Source organism: Pseudomonas sp. 2848, assembly GCF_003253945.1.
In the GTDB taxonomy this organism is placed as follows: Bacteria; Pseudomonadota; Gammaproteobacteria; order Pseudomonadales; family Pseudomonadaceae; genus Aquipseudomonas.
The window spans coordinates 111646-132669 of sequence record NZ_QKZD01000012.1; the positions used below are offsets into that span (position 1 = coordinate 111646).

General features: G+C 64.0%; 21 protein-coding genes. 8 read left to right on the forward strand and 13 right to left on the reverse strand.

The features are described 5' to 3' along the window. The first annotated feature begins 1 nt into the window (after window position 1). Both DFS21_RS22080 and DFS21_RS22085 read left to right on the forward strand, forming a co-directional pair. Window positions 2-1243 (forward strand): Zn-dependent hydrolase, encoded by a 1242-nt coding sequence (locus DFS21_RS22080; RefSeq protein WP_110703830.1) that lies wholly within the window; start codon window positions 2-4, stop codon window positions 1241-1243. Continuing rightward, a complete protein-coding gene (locus DFS21_RS22085; protein WP_111533123.1) occupies window positions 1243-2265 on the forward strand; it encodes a histone deacetylase family protein in 1023 nt (340 codons plus the stop codon). The genes DFS21_RS22080 and DFS21_RS22085 overlap by 1 nt, the downstream gene beginning before the upstream one ends. A 271-nt stretch (window positions 2266-2536) precedes the next feature. Here the strand turns inward: DFS21_RS22085 and DFS21_RS22090 are convergent, their stop codons facing one another. The 3 genes from DFS21_RS22090 to DFS21_RS22100 all read right to left on the reverse strand — a co-directional run bounded on the left by DFS21_RS22090 (window position 2537) and on the right by DFS21_RS22100 (window position 6415). Continuing rightward, window positions 2537-2824 (reverse strand): hypothetical protein, encoded by a 288-nt coding sequence (locus DFS21_RS22090; protein WP_111533124.1) that lies wholly within the window; start codon window positions 2822-2824, stop codon window positions 2537-2539. Beyond that, window positions 2821-4797 carry an S-type pyocin domain-containing protein gene (locus DFS21_RS22095; RefSeq protein ID WP_146603169.1) on the reverse strand — a complete coding sequence of 659 codons (1977 nt, stop codon included), beginning with the start codon at window positions 4795-4797 and terminating at the stop codon, window positions 2821-2823. Before DFS21_RS22095 ends, DFS21_RS22090 begins: the two co-directional genes overlap by 4 nt. Window positions 4798-4990: 193 nt before the next feature. Next, a complete protein-coding gene (locus DFS21_RS22100; protein ID WP_110703822.1) occupies window positions 4991-6415 on the reverse strand; it encodes a PLP-dependent aminotransferase family protein in 1425 nt (474 codons plus the stop codon). A gap of 438 nt (window positions 6416-6853) precedes the next feature. On the opposite strand from DFS21_RS22100, the gene DFS21_RS22105 reads away from it, so the two are divergent. Together DFS21_RS22105 and tam are read left to right on the forward strand one after the other, a co-directional pair. Then, entirely contained in the window at window positions 6854-8263 is a 1410-nt protein-coding gene (locus DFS21_RS22105) for an amino acid permease (RefSeq protein ID WP_046856038.1), read from the forward strand. 122 nt (window positions 8264-8385) lie between these two features. Then, window positions 8386-9183: a trans-aconitate 2-methyltransferase gene (tam, locus tag DFS21_RS22110; protein WP_256591496.1), complete on the forward strand. Its 798-nt coding sequence runs from the start codon at window positions 8386-8388 to the stop codon at window positions 9181-9183. Here the strand turns inward: tam and DFS21_RS22115 are convergent. After that, window positions 9160-9534 carry a DUF2784 domain-containing protein gene (locus DFS21_RS22115; protein ID WP_110703820.1) on the reverse strand — a complete coding sequence of 125 codons (375 nt, stop codon included), beginning with the start codon at window positions 9532-9534 and terminating at the stop codon, window positions 9160-9162. The genes tam and DFS21_RS22115 overlap by 24 nt on opposite strands. 835 nt (window positions 9535-10369) lie before the next feature. Here DFS21_RS22115 and DFS21_RS22120 point away from each other — a divergent pair. From DFS21_RS22120 to DFS21_RS22130, 3 genes are read left to right on the forward strand one after another with little or no spacing between them, the layout of a single operon-like run. Next, the gene (locus tag DFS21_RS22120) at window positions 10370-10639 is read left to right on the forward strand and encodes a hypothetical protein (RefSeq protein ID WP_256591497.1); all 270 of its coding nucleotides are present in this window, start codon (window positions 10370-10372) and stop codon (window positions 10637-10639) included. A gap of 53 nt (window positions 10640-10692) precedes the next feature. Then, complete coding sequence (locus tag DFS21_RS22125) at window positions 10693-11244, forward strand: hydrolase (RefSeq protein ID WP_111533128.1); 552 nt, start codon at window positions 10693-10695, stop codon at window positions 11242-11244. Continuing rightward, window positions 11241-12323, forward strand: a complete 1083-nt coding sequence (locus tag DFS21_RS22130) for a DUF1615 domain-containing protein (RefSeq protein ID WP_371926912.1) — start codon at window positions 11241-11243, stop codon at window positions 12321-12323. The genes DFS21_RS22125 and DFS21_RS22130 overlap by 4 nt, the downstream gene beginning before the upstream one ends. A gap of 81 nt (window positions 12324-12404) precedes the next feature. Here DFS21_RS22130 and DFS21_RS22135 read toward each other — a convergent pair whose 3' ends face one another. From DFS21_RS22135 to DFS21_RS22175, 9 genes are all read right to left on the reverse strand, one after another. Beyond that, window positions 12405-13274 (reverse strand): metal ABC transporter solute-binding protein, Zn/Mn family, encoded by an 870-nt coding sequence (locus DFS21_RS22135; RefSeq protein ID WP_110703814.1) that lies wholly within the window; start codon window positions 13272-13274, stop codon window positions 12405-12407. Beyond that, window positions 13271-14170: a metal ABC transporter permease gene (locus DFS21_RS22140; protein ID WP_110703812.1), complete on the reverse strand. Its 900-nt coding sequence runs from the start codon at window positions 14168-14170 to the stop codon at window positions 13271-13273. The genes DFS21_RS22135 and DFS21_RS22140 overlap by 4 nt, the downstream gene beginning before the upstream one ends. Then, window positions 14170-14916, reverse strand: coding sequence for a metal ABC transporter ATP-binding protein (locus DFS21_RS22145; RefSeq protein ID WP_110703810.1), 747 nt, complete (start codon window positions 14914-14916; stop codon window positions 14170-14172). Before DFS21_RS22145 ends, DFS21_RS22140 begins: the two co-directional genes overlap by 1 nt. After that, window positions 14913-15824: a metal ABC transporter substrate-binding protein gene (locus DFS21_RS22150; protein ID WP_110703808.1), complete on the reverse strand. Its 912-nt coding sequence runs from the start codon at window positions 15822-15824 to the stop codon at window positions 14913-14915. Before DFS21_RS22150 ends, DFS21_RS22145 begins: the two co-directional genes overlap by 4 nt. A 10-nt stretch (window positions 15825-15834) precedes the next feature. Then, complete coding sequence (locus DFS21_RS22155) at window positions 15835-16404, reverse strand: DUF6162 family protein (protein ID WP_111533129.1); 570 nt, start codon at window positions 16402-16404, stop codon at window positions 15835-15837. Next, window positions 16401-16718: a hypothetical protein gene (locus DFS21_RS22160; RefSeq protein ID WP_028692195.1), complete on the reverse strand. Its 318-nt coding sequence runs from the start codon at window positions 16716-16718 to the stop codon at window positions 16401-16403. Before DFS21_RS22160 ends, DFS21_RS22155 begins: the two co-directional genes overlap by 4 nt. Beyond that, a complete protein-coding gene (locus DFS21_RS22165) occupies window positions 16715-17251 on the reverse strand; it encodes a thiamine pyrophosphate-binding protein (RefSeq protein ID WP_094012606.1) in 537 nt (178 codons plus the stop codon). Before DFS21_RS22165 ends, DFS21_RS22160 begins: the two co-directional genes overlap by 4 nt. Then, window positions 17248-18432, reverse strand: a complete 1185-nt coding sequence (locus DFS21_RS22170) for a PepSY domain-containing protein (RefSeq protein ID WP_111533130.1) — start codon at window positions 18430-18432, stop codon at window positions 17248-17250. The genes DFS21_RS22165 and DFS21_RS22170 overlap by 4 nt, the downstream gene beginning before the upstream one ends. 114 nt (window positions 18433-18546) lie before the next feature. Beyond that, window positions 18547-19740 (reverse strand): PepSY domain-containing protein, encoded by a 1194-nt coding sequence (locus DFS21_RS22175; RefSeq protein WP_111533131.1) that lies wholly within the window; start codon window positions 19738-19740, stop codon window positions 18547-18549. Between the two features lie 246 nt (window positions 19741-19986). Between DFS21_RS22175 and DFS21_RS22180 the strand changes: the two genes are divergently transcribed. Continuing rightward, the gene (locus DFS21_RS22180; protein ID WP_111533132.1) at window positions 19987-20970 is read left to right on the forward strand and encodes a TauD/TfdA family dioxygenase; all 984 of its coding nucleotides are present in this window, start codon (window positions 19987-19989) and stop codon (window positions 20968-20970) included. Window positions 20971-21024: the final 54 nt, after the last annotated feature.

A 21024-nucleotide genomic window follows, 5' to 3' on the forward strand; every position in this document is an offset into this window, starting at 1 on the left:
AATGTTGAAAAGCAATGGCGATCGCCTGTGGGCGAGCCTGATGGCCATGGCCGAAATCGGCGCCACCGCCCGCGGCGGCAGCTGCCGCCTGGCCCTGAGCGACGAGGACAAGGCCGGGCGTGAACTGTTCGGCCGCTGGTGCCGCGAGGCCGGGCTGAGCCTGAGCGTGGACGCTATCGGCAACCTGTTCGCCCGCCGCGAAGGCAGCGACCCGCACGCCGCGCCGGTGATGATGGGCAGCCACCTGGACACCCAGCCCGAGGGCGGGCGTTTCGACGGCGTCTACGGCGTGCTGGCCGGGCTGGAGGTGGTGCGCCGCCTGAACGACCTGGGTATCCGTACCCGCAAACCGCTGGAAATCGCGGTGTGGACCAACGAGGAGGGCGCCCGCTTCACCCCGGCCATGTTCGGTTCGGCGGTGTTCACCGGCACCTTGCCGCTGGCCCAGGCCCTGGCGATCCGCGATGCCGACGGCATCAGCGTCGCCGATGAACTGGCGCGCACCGGCTATGCCGGCCAACGCCCGCTGGGCGGCAAGGTTGACGCCTATTTCGAGGCGCATATCGAGCAGGGCCCGATCCTTGAGGACAACGCCAGGAGCATCGGTGTGGTCAGCGGCGGGCAGGCAATCCGCTGGCTCGACGTCACCGTCGAGGGCATGGCCGCGCATGCTGGCACCACGCCGATGAAGCTGCGCAAGGACGCCTTGTACGGCGTGGCACGGATGATCCAGGCCATCGAACAGCTGGCCAGCGATTTCGCCCCCGAGGGCCTGACCACGGTGGGTGAGCTGAGCATCGCCAAGTCGTCGCGCAACACCATCCCCGGCCTGGTGCGCTTCACCCTTGACCTGCGCCATCACCGCGACGAGGCCATCGACGCCATGGAGCGCGATATCAGTCTGCAGTTGCAGGCCATCGCTAGCCAGCGTGGCCTGGCGGTACGCATCGAACGCCACTGGGTCAGCCCGGCCACCCCGTTCGACGCCGACTGCGTGGCCGCCGTGCAGCAGGCGGTGGATGGCCTGGGCTACAGCCAGCAGTCCATCGTCAGCGGTGCCGGCCATGATGCGATCCTGCTGGCTCGCTACTGCCCCACGGCGATGGTGTTCATCCCCTGCGTCGGTGGGCTGAGCCACAACGAGGCCGAGGATGTGCTGCCCGAGGATGCCCGCCAGGGCGCCGATGTATTGCTCAACGCCGTGCTGGCCCGTGCCGGCCAGGTTGTCGAAGGAGAAGCCTGATGCGCTGCTATTTCCACCCTGAACAATTGCTCCACCACCCGCGCAGCTACTATTCGCGCGGCGCCATGCGCACCCCGCAGGAAGTCCCCGAGCGCGCCCAGCGCCTGCTGCAGGCCGCCAAGGACCTTGGCTTCGATATCCGCAAACCCGAAGATGCCGGCCTTGCTCCGCTCAAGGCGGTGCATGGCGAAGCCTACCTGGCGTTCCTCGAAGAAGCTCATGCGCGCTGGAAGGAGGTGCCCGAGGACTGGGGCGACGAGGTGATGTCCAACATCTTCGTCCGCGAACCCAACGACCTGCGCGGCATCCTTGCCCAGGCCGGGCGCTACCTGGCCGATGGCAGTTGTCCGGTGGGCGAGCATACCTGGCGCTCCGCCTACTGGTCGGCACAGAGCGCCGTCGCCGCGGCCCAGGTCATCGTTGACGGTGAACCCGCCGCCTATGCCCTGTGTCGTCCGCCGGGGCACCATGCCCGGTACGATGCCGCCGGTGGCTTCTGCTACCTCAACAACGCCGCTGTCGCGGCCCAGGTGTTGCGCGGCCGCTATCAGCGCGTGGCGATCCTGGATACCGACATGCACCACGGGCAGGGCATCCAGGAGATTTTCTACGAGCGGGACGACGTGCTGTACGTCTCGGTGCATGGTGACCCGACCAATTTCTATCCAGGAGTGGCGGGCTTTGCCGACGAGCGCGGTAGCGGAGCAGGAGAGGGCTGCAATCTCAACCTGCCGATGGCCCACGGGGCGAGTGAAACGGACTTCATGGCGCAGCTGGAGGTTGCGTTGCAAGCGCTGAAGGACTTCGGCGCCGAGGTGCTGGTACTTTCGCTGGGCTTCGATATCTACGAGCTGGACCCGCAGAGCAAAGTGGCGGTGACTACCGAAGGGTTCGCCCGCCTTGGTGAAGAGATTCGTGGGTTGCGTTTGCCGTGCCTGATCGTGCAGGAAGGCGGGTACCACCTGGAGAGCCTGGAGGCGAATGCGCGGGCATTCTTCGGCGAAGAGCGCGATTGGCGTTAAGCCTGTCGAGGGGCAAGCCCGCTCCCTCGATTGTGGGGGCGGAGCTAGTGATTGGTGTCCGAGCGTACAGCACGCGTTCCAATGTTGGGGCAGTTCGGCGTCGGTCAGCAGGTAGTCGAGCTGATCAAGGTCGTAGCCGGCAGATACACCCACCAGCACGGCGTCATGTATGCGGATGAGGTTTGGGTAACCGAGCATCACATCACCAGAACCTGAAAGGGCTTGGCTGTGCTCACCATGAGCCGCGTGCGGCCCATGGTCTGCTTACTAATTAAGGTGCGAATTTGTATTTTTTTTCGGTCAGGAACTGCGGTTCTCGCCAGTGGGGGCCTTTTACGAAACCCTGCTTGCTTCGACTGAGCAGGCCTCGGTCACACATGCCATCGATAACTCTCATAAGGCCTTGAATGTCACCGATATATGGCCAGTCGCTAGAGGCGTAGAGCCTGTCGATCCGAGGGTATGAGATGCTGCGATTGGTGGCGGTCAGGAACAGCATTACGTCCTGAGGATCTTCATTTCTGATCACCGCGCTGAGTGTGTCGAAAATGTTGTTCATGGATACTCCTTCAGAATCTGCAGGGTGTCAGCCTCAACGGCCTCAGGTGTGTACAAAAGCTCGAAATCTTGTCCGAGTTTATAGTCTTCTAAAGTGGCAGTGTGAGCGTTGTTCCAAGTGCCATCCAAGGGGTTGGCGTCATCGGGTACTTTGAGTGCGCGATAGCGTTCCAGCTCCCTCAATTCGTGCGTGTAAAAGCGTTTATCTGTATCGGTTACCAATAACTCGCCTCGCAGAATTTTCACCAAACGATTTATCATAACCTCATTAGCGTCAGACTTTTCGAAGCGGCCTGTGTGAATTTTTACGAGTTCAATGCCGACTTCAGTTATTAAGGCGGTTCGCCAATCCAAATCCAATATTGGTCCTCCTGCAAGTGTGGGGTCATAGGGGCGACCGCTATGGATACCCAGTGTGTTGCCTTGGTAGGGACTGCTAAGTACCACATACAGTGGGGGTAAGCCGCTCTGTGCAGGGAAACAATAGATGCAATCCTTGAGGTTTTGGAGTTCAGCAGCAGGCAATGAATATGCCTCTGTCTTGATAGGTCGTAACGTGAGTCCATGGTATATGGGAACTTGAGGAGGTGTTGCCGGCGTACTGGTCGAGTAATCTGCTGGCCGGACTATCGGGAAGCTGAGGGTTACAGGTGGACTGTCTGTCGATGTGAAGCGGTAGCTGGCACTCGCTTCATCAAAAGAAAGAGCGCGTACAGGGACATCTCTTGAAGTGCCGGGCGACGAAGTGGATACCAGTGCATAGCCACTGCGTTGGCCATGGATCCTGTATGGAAGAGCGATACTGCCATTCGCCGCTGCGATCTGCTGCAAGTTGTCGGGTAGTTCCGGCAACAAGGTGCTGGCTGCAAGGCCCAGCGCTACTTCCGACGGCAATTCACCGTTACCGAGTGCGGGGGAGTACACCAGTGCCCCAATACCGACCGCAAACACTCGGTTGGCTACGACCTCCAGTCCTCCCTTGAGAAGCTGAATGGCTTGGCGAATTGCCGACTCTAGCGTGAATTCAATATTGGAAAGGGTGGCGGTGGTCGTCAACTGAGGGCCACCGGAAATGGCAAGGGTAAGGGTATTCGCTTTGGCTTCTACGTTTTTGCCAAACGTGCGTTCGGCTTCGGCGGCGATACGCTCGGCCTCTGCGCGTGCGGCGGCTTCGGCGGCGATACGCTCGGCTTCTGCGCGTGCGGCGGCTTCGGCGGCGATACGTTCGGCTTCTGCGCGTGCGGCGGCTTCGGCGGCGATACGTTCGGCTTCTGCGCGTGCGGCGGTTTCTACGGCGATGCGTTCGGCTTCTGCGTGAGCGGCGGCAGCGCGTTCAGCTTCAATTCGAGTGTTCGCAATCAGCGTCGACAGTGCTGCGATCCTTGTTTCGAGCAAGCTGATAGAGCGGGTGAGCAGGATGCTCATATGGGCGGCGCTCAGGGATTCGATGAACGACGCATAAACAGCGCTGGGACGGCTGCCGTGCCGTTTTTGCATGCGATTGACAAAGTTAATGGCATGACGTTTCTTGTTGGCCGTATCGATAGGTTGGCCGAGAAATCGGGCTTCTAGCGTTCTGCTTTCAAGCAAGGCTTGTCGTTTGCTGACGGTCAGTTTATAGAGGGCATCCAGTTGCCGTTCCATATGCCAGATGTCAAAATTTCCTGACGGTGCAATGGCCTGTATTTCACTATCCAGTGCAGCTTCAAGGTGTGCCTGGTAGCGTGCGTATTGTTCTTCTGTTTTTAATTGTGCCGATATGAAGATGTTTACGAGTAAAGGAACTTTCTCCAAGGTATAAAACGTGCCGAGTTTGTCGATGTCATGGGGTGCATGTATTGCAGGGACCCCTTGTTTCCAATTTTTTGGCGCTGTGAAAACGGGTTGGCTCAGAGGCGGTAGAGTATGATGCCCTAGAGAAGGCAACGGATCGGGAGTTACCCATTGAGCGGGCAATGTGACAGTGTTTGGCATGGTGATCTCCCTAGGCTGGCTCCGAAAATGGAGCGGGTTAGAGAGTGTTCGGCTTTCAAAAGGACTCGTTAATCTGGAAGTGCTGGCCCATGAAACGCAGGCGCCATTGGCCTGTAAGCAAGGTCAGTTTTTTATGGAATTAATACACTGTAGTGATCAGTCGTTAGTTCCATGCAATGCGTGGGAAGTATCGTTACATCCCACCCCGGCGTACATGCTTCACCAACACCTTCTCCAGCAACTCCCACATCGCCGGGTCGGTACTGAACGCCACGTTGAAGCGCATCCACCCGGTAGCTTTGGCATCGACCATGAACAACTGCCCGGGCCCGAGCATGATGCCTTTCTCCAGCGCATCGTCGAGCAGCGCGGCGCTGTCGGGGATGGCCGGATGGCGGGTCCAGATGTACATCCCTTCGTCTGACTCGATGAACAGCTCGAAACCCAGCCGATGCAGGTGCCGGCCCACTTCCTGGTGCGCCTCGGCCAGGCGCTGGCGCAGGCGCTTGAGGTGCTTGCGCCAGCGGCCGTCGATGATCGCGGCGTACACCACCCGCTCCATCACCTGCGAGGTGGTCAGGCCCGAGCGCATCTTCAGGTGCAGCAGTTGCTGGGTCAGCTCGGGGTTGGCCAGCAGGTAGCCGACGCGCACATTGGGCGAGATGCTTTTCGAATAGCTGCCCACGTACACCACCTGCTGCAGGTGGTCGAGGCTCGCCAGGCAGGGCTGCGGGTCGGCGATCATGTCGGCGTAGAGGTTGTTCTCCACCAGGCGGAAGCCATGCTGGCTGGCCAGCTGCAGCAGGCGGTGCAACTGCGCCAGCGGGGTGCGCGAGCAGGTCGGGCTGTGCAGGTGCGGCTGGGTGAAGAACGCCGTGGGGCGGTGGTGGGCCAGCAGGCGCTCGAGCTGGTCGAGGTCGTAGCCGGCCGGGGTGCGCGGCACGCCCACCAGGGTGGCGCCCTGGGTGCGCAGGATGCTCATCAGGTTGGGGTAGCCGGGGTCGTCCACCAGCACCACGTCGCCGGGGCGCACCAGGGTGCGCACGGCCAGGTCCAGGGCCTGGCTGGCACCGTGGGTGAGCATGAGTTGCGCCGGGTTGGCGACGATCGACAGCTCCTGCTGCAGGTTCTGTGCAGTCAATGCGCGCAACTCCGGCAGGCCCATGGGGTCGCCGTAGCCGGACAGCTCCAGCGGGCTACCGGCGACCTGGCGCAGTCCGCGGCGCAAGCCTTCTTCGTACATCCAGTCGTTGGGCAGCCAGCCGCAACCCGGTTTGAACGGCAACTGGCGGATCTCGAAGATCTGCTGCAGGTACCACTCCGAGTTGAACGTGGGGCGGCTGGTATCGGCCTCGACGCTGTGCTTGTCCAACAGCTCGTTGGCCGCACGATTGACGAAGAACCCCGCATTGCCCTTGCTCACCAGCAACCCCTGGGCCACCAGGCGGTCGTAGGCCTCGACCACAGTGAAGGTGCTCACCGAGTAAGTCGAGGCGAACGCCCGGATCGACGGGACCTTCGCCCCGGGCTTGAGGGTCTGGTCGTCGATCAGCGCGCGCAAGCCGTCGATGATCTGGTTGACCAGCGGGGTGGAGGAGTCCGGATGTAGCTGGAGCATTCGGGGGCCTTCAGGTGTGCGGGACGCCAGGCGCCTGCGGGGCACAGCGGGTGTATTGCATCGGCGGCCTGTACAGTGCAGTGCGTTTTTCATGCCGCTGTGCATGGCTCAATGTGTTCGACATTTTTACATTACGTGTCAGATATAGCCAACACAGCACATGACAGCGCCATGAATAATCACAACATCGCTGCTTTACCGTCGAGGTCCGCCTCGCACCTTCTTCCCGCCTGGCCGGACGCTGCTCGTCCGTCCCCAGCATGGTTCAGTTCGTCCAGAGGGTCGCCTCTGGCCGCGTAAGCAGGCCGCCACGGATGGCCTGCGTGTGCTCGCGCACACCTCCCTGCCCGCAGTAGCACTGATGTACAGGTGAGACCGATAACCATCGGGGTTTCACAGTTTTTCCTTGGATAAAAAGAAGCACGGGGTAAATAACTGATGGACGCAACATCCACATCCACCACCGCGAAGGATGGGCACGAGAGCAAGCTCAGTGCCTCGCTCAAGTCGCGCCACCTGACGATGATGTCCATCGCCGGGGTGATCGGCGGCGCCTTGTTCGTCGGTTCCGGCAGCGTGATCCACAGCGCCGGCCCGGCCGCTGTCCTGGCTTACCTGGCCGGCGGCATCCTGGTGGTGCTGATCATGCGCATGCTGGGTGAAATGGCGACTTCGTCGCCGGACACCGGCTCGTTCTCCACCTATGCCGACCGCGCCATTGGCCGCTGGGCCGGTTTCACCATCGGTTGGCTGTACTGGTGGTACTGGGTGATCCTCATGGCCTGGGAGGCCTACGTGGCGGGCAAGATCCTGCACGGATTTTTCCCGGACGTGAGCGTCAACGTGTTCGTGCTGGCCACGACCCTGCTGCTGATCACCGTCAACTTCTTCAACGTCAAGCACTACGGCGAGTTCGAGTTCTGGTTCGCGCTGATCAAGGTGGTGGCGATCGTCTGCTTCCTGGTGGTCTGCACCGCCGCGGTGATGAACGTCTGGCAGTTCGGCGAGGTGCGCGGCATCAGCCACCTGACCGCCGAAGGCTTCATGCCCAACGGCATCACCACGGTGATCGGCGCCTTGCTGGGGGTGATGTTCGCCTTCCTCGGCGCCGAGATCGTCACTATCGCCGCCTCCGAAGCGAAGGACCCGGCCACCCAGATCGTCAAGGCGACCAACTCGGTGGTCTGGCGGGTGTGCCTGTTCTATGTCGGCTCGATCTTCCTGATCGTCTGCCTGGTGCCGTGGAACGACCCGCACCTGGGCGTCTCCGGTTATGGTGCCTACCGTCGCACCCTGGAGCTGCTGGGCGTGCCCTATGCCGAGCTGCTGATGAACTTCGTGGTGCTGACCTCGGTGAGCAGTTGCCTGATCTCCGGCCACTACACCGCCTCGCGCATGCTGTTCTCCCTGGCCCAGCGTGGCGATGCGCCGCGCCTGTTCAAGTTCACCCGCACCGGCACCGGCGTACCGGTGAACGCGATCATCGGCTCGTGCCTGGTGGCGGTGTTCTGCGCGCTGATCAACTTCAGCGACACCCTGCGCCCGAAAGACGTGCTGGAAACGCTGATGAACACCACCGGCATGATCGCCCTGCTGGTGTACTTGGTGATCGCCTTCTCGCAACTGCGCATGCGTCGCAAGCTGGTGGCCGAGGGCAAGGAAGTGCGCCTGAAGATGTGGTTGTTCCCGTGGCTGACCTACCTGGTGATCGTGTTCATCGTGGCGGCGCTGGTGACCATGGCCTTCATGCCTGACTACCAGATCCTGGTGATCTCGACCGGCATCGCCGCGGCCATCGTGGTGGCCATGGGCGTGGTGCACCAGATGCGTACCGCCAAGCGTCACTGACTGCGGTAGCGCCGCGCGCAACGGCCGGTACCCGTCAAGGGACCGGCCGTTTCCGTTTTAGCCTGCGCCAATCGGATCATCCCTACGCTGTGGGGGGCCGACATGGCTTATGCTGCACGCAATTGCCCTACAAGGAGTGTCCCATGTCCTGGTCCGCCACCCAGTATTCGCTGTTCGAAGACGAACGCACTCGCGCCGTACGCGACCTGCTTGCCGCCGTGCCGACGCGCCCGGTGCGCCACGCCACCGACCTTGGCTGCGGTCCGGGCAACTCCACCGAAGTGTTGCTGCAACGTTGCCCCGATGCGCAGGTCGTCGCCCTGGACAGCGATCCGGACATGGTCGACAAGGCCCGGCAGCGGCCACGGTTGAGCATTCCACGGGTGCGTTGCGAGATTGGCGAGATCGCCGGCTGGGCGGCCCAGGTGCCCCAGGACCTGATTCTTGCCAACGCTTCGCTGCAGTGGGTGCCGGACCATGCCAGCCTCTATCCGCATCTGGTGCGGCAGCTTAACGAGGGTGCGAGCCTGGCCGTACAGACGCCGGACAACCTCGACGAGCCGGCTCACCGCCGCTTGCGCGAGATTGCCAGCCAAGGACCTTGGGCCGACAAGTTCGCTGACTTCAGCCTGCTGCCGCGGCACAACGCAGGTTTTTATTACGATTTGCTCAGCCCTTTGTGCGCGCGGGTGGATGTGTGGCGCACCACCTATCACCACCCCTTGATCGGTGGTGCCGAGGCGGTGGTGGAGTGGTTCAAGGGCTCTGCGTTGCGGCCTTACCTGGCGCGGCTGGATGAGCAGGAGCAGGCGGGTTTTCTGCAGTTGTACCTGCAGGCCATGCAGCATGACTACCCGGCGGCCAGCGACGGTCGGGTGTTGTTGCCGTTCCCGCGGCTATTTGTGGTGGCCACGCGTTAAGCGCCAGAGCACCCAGGCATAGATGCCGAGGTTGAGCGCCAGCACGATGGTGCCCAGCCACAGCTGGATCTGTGGGGTCAGGCCGGCGGGGTAGATCACGGGCCAGATGTAGTGCTCGACGAAACCGCCGTGGTAGCCGGCGTCGCCGGCGGCTTTGCGCAAGTGGTTTTCCCAGTCGGTCAGGGGGCACTCCAGGTGCAGGCCTTCCACGGCAAGGCCCCAGGCGAGTGCGGGGAGGTGGATCAGCAGGGCGCGGCGGCGCCAGAGCACCAGCAGGCCGCCGAACAGGACCAGCAGGATGAACGAGAGGTGGAGCAGGACCAGGGTGTCGGCGGCCAGGCGGTGGAACATGGTGGGTGGGGCCTTGCTGTGGGAGATGGGTTAGGTTGTCCTGGTTTTTCGGTTTTTCGTTCCTGAGTTTGGTTAATTGTTTTGATAGTTGTATGCGCATTCATTGGCGATGTCGACGCTTAGTCACCTTTCCGCCCTTACGGCGGGTCCCTTTTTATCAAAAAGGAACCAAAAAATCCTCGCTCCATTCATCCGGCCCGCCGCTTCGCTCCGGGTCCCCTCACTCCGGCCTTGCTCCCGGGAGGACCGCGCTGAACGCCCCATCCTGGGGCGCAGCGCTTGACGGGCATCCATGCCGTCACCTCCCTGCGCAAGACCTGCGTTCGGCCTCCTGAAGTCGCGAAGGTACGGGCGGCGCCTGCACTAACGCAGCTAGTCGCTAGTTACCATCGTGGGAACTCTAGATCACCATCGCGGGGCAAGCCTGCTTCCACGATAGTTTAACTATGTAATTCAACGTGAGAGCGGGCTTGACCCGCGATGGCGTAATGAAGAACAACACTTCACCCACTCATAAACCAAAATATCTGCACTTGCTCTGCACTTGATCTTGCTTCTAAGCGCGCGATAGTTCAGGCGACACAAATTGCGACTTCAGGAGGCCGAACGGAGGGCTTGCGTAGGGAGGTGACGGGCATGGATGCCCGTCAAGCGCCGATCAGGCCATGGATGGCCCGTCGGCGCGTCCTCCCGGAGCGAGCCCGGAGTGAGGGGACCCCGGAGCGAAGCGTAGGGGCCGTATGAACGGAGCCGAACGGTTTTGCCTCCTTTTCCCAAGAGAAAAGGAGGTCGCCGTAAAGGCGAAAAGGTGACTGTGCGTCGACATGGCGAATGAATGCGCATAAAACTTTCAAAACACACGCTGTGTAAGTCAAAGTCAAACATGCCCGTCACCTCCCTGCGCAAGACCTGCGTTCGGCCTCCTGAAGTCGCGAAGTTACGGGCGCCTGGGCTGACGCAGCTGTCGCTAATGGGGTATGAGGCTAGACTCCTGAACGGCAACGGCAACGGCAACGGCAACGGCAACGGCAACGGCAACGGCAACGGCACCGGCACCGGCACCGGCACCGGCACCGGCAACTTGCCCAGATGCTGCTTTGATTGACGTCATCCCACGCCTGGGTAAGGCTACCCTTTTCCCCAGGCATGAGGCTGACAATGCTGATCGATCCTCGCAAGGCCACGCTGTTGGTAGTCGATATCCAGGAAAAACTCATCGGCGCCATGAGCGACCCCGAGGGCACTACGGCCCGCGCCCGCTGGCTGCTCGCGGCAACCGCCGAACTGGAGCTGCCCACCGTGATCTCCGAGCAATACCCCAAGGGCCTGGGCCATACCCTGGCTGCGCTCAAGGCCGCTGCGCCAGCCGCTGAGATCGTCGAGAAAATGCACTTTTCCTGTGTCGCCGCCGAGTGCCTGCCGCCCAGCCTGCTGGCGCGCGAGCAGGTGATCGTCTGTGGCATGGAGACCCATGTCTGCGTGCTGCAGACCGTGCTCGGCCTGCTGGCCCTGGGCAAGCAGGTGTTCGTGGTCGAGGATGCCTGCGACAGCCGCACCCCGGCCAGCAAGGCGGCGGGTCTGGCGCGCATGCGCGATGCCGGGGCGCAGGTGGTCACCCGCGAGATGGTGCTGTTCGAATTGCTGGGCAGCTCCAGCCATCCGCTGTTCCGCCAGATCAGCAAGACCTACCTGGTGGGGGAGCAACTCTGAACGGGCGTCTGTTGGCCTTCGGGCTGCTGGCACTGGGCCTGCTGCAGGGCTGCGCGGGGCGCCGCGAAGAGGCGCCGGAGGCCGACCCGGCCAAGGTCCGCGCCCAGCTCATGCGCCTGCTGCCGGCCCAGGTCAAGGACCGCCAGGGTTGGGCCGAGGATATCCAGGTGGCCTTTCAGGCCCAGGGCATCAGCCCGAGCAAGAGCAACCTGTGCGCCGTGCTGGCGGTGACCGAGCAGGAGTCCACCTTCAATGCCGACCCTCAAGTGCCAAACCTGGGCCGCATCGCCCGGGAAGAGATCGACCGCCGGGCGGCTCGGCTGCATGTGCCCCGGCTGCTGGTCGATGGCGCCCTGAGCACGCCTTCGGCCAACGGCAAGACCTACCAGCAACGCCTGCTCGCCGTGCGCAGCGAAAAGCAACTCAGCGCTTTGTACGACGAGGTGATCGGTGGCCTGCCGCTGGGGCGTTCGCTGCTGGGCGGGCTGAACCCGGTGCGCACCGGCGGGCCGATGCAGGTCAGCGTGGATTTTGCCGAGCAGCACGCCAAGGGCTATCCCTACGACCACCCGGGCAGCATTCGCCAGGAGGTGTTCAGTCGCCGTGGCGGGATGTACTTCGGTATTGCCCATCTGCTCGGCTACCCCACCCATTACCAGCGCCAACTGTACCGCTTCGCCGACTTCAACGCGGGTTGGTACGCCAGCCGCAACGCCGCGTTCCAGGCGGCGCTGAGCCGGGCCAGTGGGGTGCCGCTGGCGCTCGACGGCGACCTGATCGCCCCCGGCGCGATCATGCCCGGCACCACCGAGCAGGCGGCGCGCAAGCTGGGGGCGAAGCTGGGGCTGCGCAATCCGCAGATCAGGGCGCAGCTGGAGAAAGAGAATGACCTGGCGCTGGAGGAGACCGAGCTCTACCACAAGGTCTTCGCCCTGGCCGAAGCCAAGGCTGGCAAGCCCTTGCCAAGGGCGGTGCTGCCGGGGATCGAGCTGAAGAGCCCGAAAATCACCCGCAAGCTGACCACGGCGTGGTTTGCCGGCAGGGTGGATGAGCGTTATCAGCATTGCATGAAGCGCTGAAGCTGTCGCAGCGTGGGAGCGGGCTTGCCCCGCGATAGGGCCGGCATTGCAATCGCGGGTGCAAGCCCGCTCCCATGGCGATCAGCCCTGACCGAGCGCCTTGACCACCTGTTCGACACTGGCCTTGAGCCCGGCCACGGTATCGTCCGCGTCGCTCTCCACCACCAGCAGCTTCGCCCCGGCGGCGGCGATCACTTCGGCCACCTTGGCATCGGGCTGGCGATGGTGCAGCACCAGCGCCACGTCCTGCGCCTTGAGGTTGTCTCCAAAGGCCTTGAGCGCCGCCTCGTCCCACTTGTCGTCGGCCGGCAGCACCTGCTCGACCACGTCCAGGTTCAGTCCGCTGGCCAGGTAGCCCAGGCGTTCGGACAGGCTGACCACGGTCAGGTTGTCGACCTCGGCCAGTCGCGTCTGGCTGTTGGCGGTCAGCTCCAGCATCTGCCGCTTGATACCGGCCAGGTTGGCCTGGATCTTCGCTTTGTCCGCCGGCGAAAGGCGCTCCAGGTCATTGGCCACCACGTCAGCCATGCGCCCCAGGTTGGTTGGGTTGAGCCAGGGGTAGGCGGCGAAGGCTTCGTCGCCCTTGACCGCGATGCCGGGCAGGGCGCCGTCCACCGGGCGCGCGGCGTCGATCTCGACGATACGGATATTGCTGCGCCGGGCCATGGGGTAGAGCGGGTCGTCGCGCCAGATCGAGCGCACGCCGATCACCGCGTCGGCCTGTTGCGCCACCTTCTGCAGGCTGGCGCCACCACGGCCGCTGAAATACGAAGGTTGACGGCTGGCCGGCAGGTTGGCCGGGGCGGCGCGCTTGAGCTGCACCGAGGTTCCCTCGAGCAAGGCGCTGGCCAGGCTGTGGGTCACCGGCAGGGTGGTCAGTACTTCGGTGGCGCCCGCCAGCAGCGGCAGGCCGCTCAGGGCCAGGGCCAGGGTGAGTTTTTTCAGGTTCATGCCGGGTTTCCTTGCAGGCGTGGGACGAGGGCGCGGGCCAGGGCGGCGAGGGCGAAGCAGATCCCGGCGACCAGGATGATCGCCGCACCCGAGGGCACCGGCAGGTCGAAGACGATCGGCAGCAGGATGCCGAGCAACGTACTGAGGGTGGCGATGATCACCGAGACGAAGAAGAAGCCCTTGAGCGACTGGCTGACCAGCCGTGCCGCCGCCGCCGGGATCACCAGCAGGGCGCCGACCAGGATCGCGCCGATTACCTTGACCGAGGCCACGGTGACCAGGGTCACCAGCACCACGAACAGGTAGTCCAGGGTCTTCACCGCCACCCCGCGCACCGCCGCCAGCTGCGGGTTGAAACTGGCCAGCATGATGCGGTTGTACAACGGCAGTGCCAGCGCCAGCACCAGCACCGCGACGATGCCCAGCACCAGCAGGTCCTGGGCGCTGACGGTAAGCACCGAGCCGAACAGCACGTTCTCGAGGATGTGCACGTTGATCTTGCCGGCCAGCATCAACAACAAGCTTGCGCCCAGGGCCAGCGACACCGAGAGGAACACGCCGATCAGGGTGTCCGGCGACAGGCCGGTGCGGTTGCGCAGGAAGTTGAGGAGGATGCCGAACAGCAGGCAGTAGCCGAACAGGCTGCCGTACGGGCCAGTGTAGGGCTCGCCGAGCAGGATGCCGATGGCCACCCCGGTGAGCGCGGCGTGGCCGACCGCCTCGGAGAAGAAGGCAAAGCGCTTGACCACCACCAGGGTGCCCAGGCCGCCGAGTACCGGGCCGATCATCACGCCCGCCAGCAGGGCGTTGACCACGAAGCCGTAGGCCAGTGCCTCCGGCAGATAGCCAGCTGTGGCCCAGTCCTGGACCAGCTGGCGCAAGGTTTCGAAACTCATCAGGCAAGGCTCTCGCTGCGCGGGTGGACGGAGAACAGTCCGAGCAGGCGCTCGGGAGTCAAGGCCTGGGCGGGTGGGGCGTCGAACAGCACCTGGCGGCTCAGCCCGGTGACGCGGTCGGCCAGGCGTAGCACCGCTTCGAGGTCGTGCTCGATCCACAGCACGGTGGTGCCGGCCTGGCGCCAGCCGTGCAGCAGTTGCTCGAACACCTGGATACCGGCCTCGTCGAGGGCCGACATCGGCTCGTCCAGCACCAGCAGCTGCGGTTCGGGGATCAGCCCCTGGGCCAGCAGCACGCGCTGGCGCTCGCCGCCGGAGAGGGCGCCCATGCGCCGCTTGCGCTTGTCGAGCATGCCCACCCGTTGCAGCGCCGCGTCGATTTCCGGGCGCACGCGCCGCGACAGGCCGAGGAACGCCGGACGGCGCTGGCACATGGCGGCCATGAAGTCGTCCACGGTCATCGGCAGGCCGCGGTCGAACTCCAGGGCCTGGGGCACGTAGCCAATCACCTCGCGCTCGCCGGGCCAGTGCAGGGTCAGCTGGCCCTGGTGCGGCATCTGCCCGAGCAAGGTCTTGATCAGCGAGCTCTTGCCGCCGCCGTTGGGGCCGACAATGGCGTGCACGCTGCCCGGGGCGACACTGAAACGCACGTTTTCGAGGATGCGCGTGCGGCCGAGGGTGAGGTCGATGCCGTCGAACTCGATACGCGGCCCGCAGGCGCTGGTGAAGTTGGCGGCGGCGGTCACGTGCGGTTCTCCTGGATGGCCTGGACCACGGTGTCGAGGTTGCGCTTCATCTCCACCTCGTACTTCTCCTTGGTGTAGTCGCCGTAGGAAATGTGGGTGAGCGGGTAGATGCGCACGCCGGACTCGCGGTGGATGGTGTCGACATAGGCCGAGGGGAAGTCCATCTCCGAGAAGATCACCTTCACGTCCAGGGCTTTGAGCTGGTCGATGGTCTTCTTCAACTGCGCCGGGCTCGGCTCGATGCCGTGGGCAGGCTCCACCACGGCGGTGACCTCCAGGCCGAAGTCACGCACCAGGTAGTCGTAGGCGGCGTGAATGGTGGCCACGCGGAAGGTCGCGTCCGGCGCCTGGGTGACCTTGGCCAGGGCCTCGGCACGCAAGCCACGCAGGCGCTTGGCGTAGGCACGGGCATTTTGCGTATAGAACCTGGCGTTGTCCGGATCGAGCTTGCCCAGTTCGCGGGCGATGTTGTTGACCTGGGCGATGGTGGCGCTGATCGACAGGAAGGTGTGCGGGTTGACCACCTTGCCGGCGCCGCGGGCGGCGATGCCGGTGGCCGCCAGCAGCGGCACGTTGGCGTTGGACTCGATGGTCTTGATGTCGGGCTTTTCGCTGGCGGCGATCATGCGGTCGGCGAAGTCGTCGTGGCCGACGCCGTTGAGCACGATCACATCGAGGCTGCCGATACGCTTGATGTCCTCGGCGCGCGGCTCGTAGGCATGCGGGTTGAAACCGGCCGGGATCAGCGGCACCACTTCGGCCTTGTCGCCGACAATGTTGCTCACGTAGCTGTAGTAGGGATGCAGGGTGATGCCGATGCGCAGGGGCTTGCCGTTGTCGGCGAGGGCCAGGGCGGGCAGGGCGCAGGCCAGGAGCAGCGCCAGGGTGTGGCGGGCGAAGCGGAGCATGGGCAGGTCCTTAGTGACGGTGTTGGCGGGTGACCCCGGCGTCGTAGTGGGTGACGATCTGCTGCCAGCCGGCGGCGATCAGCGCATCGCTGTCCAGCGCGTCCGGGGGCAGGGCGGTGCTGTCGCGGCGCAGCCAGACATCCGGCTGGGCATCGCTGGCGGCTGGCAGGATCACCAGGAAGCTGCCGGCCACCTGGGCGTCCTGGCTGCGTCCCAGGTAGGCACCGTTGGCCAACAACGACCACTGGTGGCTGCCGCGGCTCTGGCTGCTGGCGTCGCTGACGAAGGGTGGCAGCCCCTCGTCGGCCAGGGCTTGGGCATCCGGGGCGACGCCATTGTCCTCGCGCAGTGCGCGGATCTCCTCGACGGCCACCCACAGGTCGGTGTGGATGCCCTGTTCGGCGGCATTGAGGTCGCGGCGGGCGTCAAGCTGGTGGGCGGCGATGGCCTGTTCATCCTCGCGTTCGCCGCGCACGGCCACCACGCTTGCGGCCAGCACCACGATCAGCACGGCGGCCAGCAGCACGTAGAGGGTCTCGTGCCCGGCACCGGCCGGGCGCACCACCTGGGCGCGGCTCATGGCGCACCGATGTCGGCGTGGTCGACTTCCACCACGTGGCCGGGGCCGGCGTCGAACAGCACGTAGAACTCGCCGTCGGGGCGCTTGAAGGTCAGGGTCGAGTCATCGCCGAGCTTGCTCGCCACCAGCACTTGTTCGTCGTAGCCGATCACGTCCAGGGTCACCCCCGGTGCGCCGCTGCCGTCGGAGAAACCGCCCTTGCAGGTGATCTGCTCGCCGTGCTCGGTGCACTCGCACATGGGGTTGTGCGCCAGCGCCGGGGTGGCGGCCAGGGCCAAGAGGGGCAGGGCCAGCCTGCGCATCAGCTGTTTCATTTGTTGCCTCCTTGTTTTTCAAGCCAGGCCGCGGTGGCGGGGGATGCCTTGGCCAGCGGCACCGAGGCCTGGTACATCTTGCCGTCCCAGCCTTCGATGGTGATCCAGATGTCGGCGTCGGGGCGGGTGCGTGGCGGGATCGGCAGCGAGGTGCCCATGCGCGCTGGCGCGCCGAAGAAGATCGTGCCGGCGGCGCGCAGGCTGCGCGGCTTGCCCACCCGCAGGTAGATGGCCTTGGCGCCGTCGTTGCAGTTGCCGCAGGCGGCGTTGAAAGCCTTGAAGTAGCCGGCCGGGCCTTCGGCACGCGGGGCTTCGTCGCGCAGCTCGGCCAGGTCCAGGGTCCAGCGCCCGACCTGGACGTCCTGGATGATGTTGGCGCCCAGGCCGCTGTCGCCGCGGAACAGGCTGGCGTCGGCGAAGTACTTGGGCATGAAGCCCAGCGGCACGAGGATCAGCAGGATGTTCAGGTGGAAGCGCCATTTCAGCCACAGCTGCTTCAGGCCGCTGGGCGGCAGGGTGTCGGTCTGGCTCAAGAGTGGGCCTCCAGGGTGATTGGGCGCGCCGGGCGTTCGCCGCGCTTGAGGGCGGCGCGGGTGGCCTGGGCGGTGCGTTTGGTCCAGATCAGCAGGCCGCTGAACACCATCAGGGTCAGCACCAGGCCGAAGAAGAACCAGATCAGCTTGATCGCCAGGCCACCGAAGTCACCGGTGTGCAGCGGGCGCATGGATTCGGTGACGAACTCCAGGGCCGAGCGGTCGCCGAGCAGGAACTGGGCGTCGACGTTGCGCGTGTAGGGGTTGACCTCGGCGGTCTGGAACATCAGCGGGTACCAGCCGCGGCCGCCCATGCTGTAGTGGCTGTAGGCAGTGGCGGGCAGCGAGATGAAGCTGACGTCCAGGCCAGGGACCGCCTGGGTGGCGATGCGCGCCGCCTCGTCCAGGTCGATGCGTGGCGCCGGGCTGCCGTCGGGGGTTTGCGGGACCTGCTGGCGGGCGATCACCGGCGTGACGGGCTCGCTGGAAATCGTCATGTGGTTGTCGCCGAGGATCGCCTGGATCAGGAACCAGGTGCCGGTGATGGAGATCACCGCGATGAACCAGATCGACCACACGCCGGCCAAGCGGTGCAGGTCGCCCCAGAAGATCCGCCGGCCATGGCCGGTGCGCACGGGCTTGAAGAAGCCGCGCCAGAATTTCTTGTACACCACCAGCCCGGTGACCAGCGAGGCGAGCATCGGCAACCCGAGCAGCGACACCAGGTACCAGCCCCAGCTGTAGCCGTTGGTGAAGGGCACCAGCCACCAGCCGTGCAGGGCGCGGGTGAACGCTTCGAAGTCGAAGTCCGGGCGCTGGCCCTGGATGGCCCCGCTGTACGGGTTGACGTAGAGCAGCGCGTTGGTGCCGTCGGCGCGGGTCACCGAGGCCTGCAGGGCGAAGTGCGAACCGTCCGGCTGGCTGAAGAAACGCACCGCCAGGTCCGGTTCGGCCTTGTGCATCGCGTCGAGCACTTGCTGGTAGCTCAGGCGCTGGCTGTCGTCGTCGGGCTTGCTGGCGCGCACGTCGGCGTTGGCCAGCCAGACGATTTCCTGGCTGACCACCGCGAGCATGCCGGTGAAGCAGACGATCAGGACGAAGAACCAGATCGGCAGGGCAAGCCAGCTGTGCACCAGAAACCACAGCTTGGAATTGGATTTCTTTCTCGATTGTCGGGCCATCGGTCGGTCTTCTGCATAAAAAAATACGGTCGAGTCTGTGCTCAACCTGGAGGGCTGCATAAGTAAGGACGAATGAGAATCAGAAAGCTGCCAAAGCAAATGAAAGAAAATGTTTCAAGAACTGGACGTGACCTCCGTTGCAACCGGCTGCTTGGCCGTGCGCGCCTGCTTTTGGCTGCGCTTGAGCGCGTTGGCGGTGGCCAGGGCGGTACGTTTGCTCCAGATCAGCAGGCCGCTGAGCACCATCATGCTCAGCAGCAGCCCGAAGAAGAACCAGATCAGCTTGGTGGTCAGGCCGGCGAACTCGCCGGTGTGCAACGGGCGCATGGACTCAGTGACGATTTCAACCGCCTTGCGATCGCCCAGCAGGCGGCTGGCTTCCATCTTGCCGGTATAAGGGTTGATCTCGGCTTTCTGGTACACCAGTGGATACCAGCTCATGCCACCGATGCTCAGATGGGCATAGGCGTTGCTGGGGAAGCCGACGTAGTCGACGGTGAAGCCCGGGATTTCGCGCTGGGTGATCCTGACGGCCTCGTCCGGGCTGATCATCGGCGTCGGACTGCCGTCGGCAGTCAGTGGCACCGTCTCCCGTGCCACCACCGGCACGATGGGCTGGCTGGAGATGGCGATATGGTTGTCCGCGAGCAGGGCCTTGATCAGGAACCAGGTGCCGGTGATGGAAATCACCGCGATGAACCAGATCGACCAGATGCCGCTCAGGCGGTGGAAATCGCCCCAGAAGATCCGCGCGCCCTGATTGAACCGCAAGGTTGGCTTGAAGAAACCTTTCCAGAAACGTTTGTAGATCACCAGGCCGGTGACCAGCGAAGCCAGCATCGGCAGCCCGAGCAGTGACACCAGGTACCAGCCCCAGCTGTAGCCATTGGTGTGCGGCACCAGCCACCAGCCGTGCAGGGCGCGGGTGAATTCCTCGAAGTTGAACTGCGGGGGAACGCCCTGGATATGCCCGGTGTAGGGGTTGACGTAGACCCTCAGCGTGAGGCCGTCAGGGTAAGTGACATCCGACAGCATGGCGAAGTGCGACTCGCTCAGGGTCATCAGGCTGGCCACGGCGATGCCGGGCTCGTCGCGCTGCATGGCCGCCAGCAGCTCGTCGTAGGACAACCGCCGGGCGTCATCCGAAGGCGGATTGGCGCGGGTTTCCGGATTGGCCAGCCAGACGATCTCCTTGCTGATCACCGCCAGGGTGCCGGTGACGCAGACGATGAGCACGAAGAACCAGATGGGCAGCGCCAGCCAGCTGTGCACGAGGAACCAGATTTTCGAGCGTGACTTTTTCGACATGGGTACACAGTGTCAATGGCGAATTAAGGGGCGGATTGCCCGGCCGTATCAGAAAGAGACGCATGAGCAGGGCAAAACCTGATGGGGTAATTGCAAGCAAGTGTTTCCAGGTTGCCCTGCCTGTTGGTCCAGGTTCCTGCGCAGGGACTAATTTGCCGTCTTCCCGAAACGTCCCCCTATCACCGGATGCGAGCGTGCCCCTGGGCCGTCGCTCCCTTTTCCTTAGGTGTGTACAGGAGGCCCGTCATGGGTGTTGCTGTGGGATTTACAGTGCGTCCGCTCTTGCCGGAGCAGGGACGTTTGCCATTGCTGGTGGAGGCCGGTGACGACGACACCAGCCTGCTGGACGTGTTCGATGAGCTCAAGGCGCTGGTGGACGAACACCTGTTGCGCGATGGCGGCATCCTGTTCCGCGGTTTCCGCCTGGAGGGCGCCGAGCAATTCCGTCAGTTCGCCGCCAGTTTCGGCCATCCGCTGCTCAACTACGAGTTCGGCTCCACGCCGCGCACCAACGTCACCCAGGGGGTCTACACCTCCACCGAGTATCCGGCGCACCAGCACATCCCGTTGCACAACGAGCAGGCGTACTCGCGCGACTGGCCGATGAAGATCTGGTTCTACAGCATGATCGCGGCAAAGTCCGGCGGCCAGACGCCGATTGCCGACAGTCGCGAGGTCTATCGCAGGGTACCGGGGCACATTCGCGAGCGCTTCGTCAGCAAGGGCCTGATGTACGTGCGCAATTTTGGCAACGGGCTGGATGTGTCCTGGGAGGATGTGTTCAATACCGAGGATCCGCAGGAGGTCGAGGCCTACTGCAAGGCCCATGGCATCACCTGTGAATGGAAGGATGACGGTGAGCTGCGCACGCGCCAGGTATGCCAGGCGGTGGCCGAGCATCCCGTCACCGGCGACAAGGTCTGGTTCAACCAGGCGCACCTGTTCCATGTTTCCAACCTGCCGCCCGAGGTGCGGGAAAGCCTGCTGGACATCGTCGACGAGGAAGACCTGCCGCGCAACGTCTACTACGGTGACGGTTCGCCCATCGAGGATGAAGTGCTCGAAGAGATCCGTGCGGTGCTCGAGGACTGCAAGATCAGCTTCCTCTGGCAGGAAGGCGACGTGATGATGCTCGACAACATGCTCGCCGCCCATGCCCGCGCGCCGTTCGAAGGCCCGCGCAAGGTGATCGTGGCGATGGCCGAGGGGCACTCGCTGGACCAGGCCTGACCTGTCGAGGCTGGGGCTGCCGCGCAGCCCCAGGCTTTTCAGGCTCGATACCCG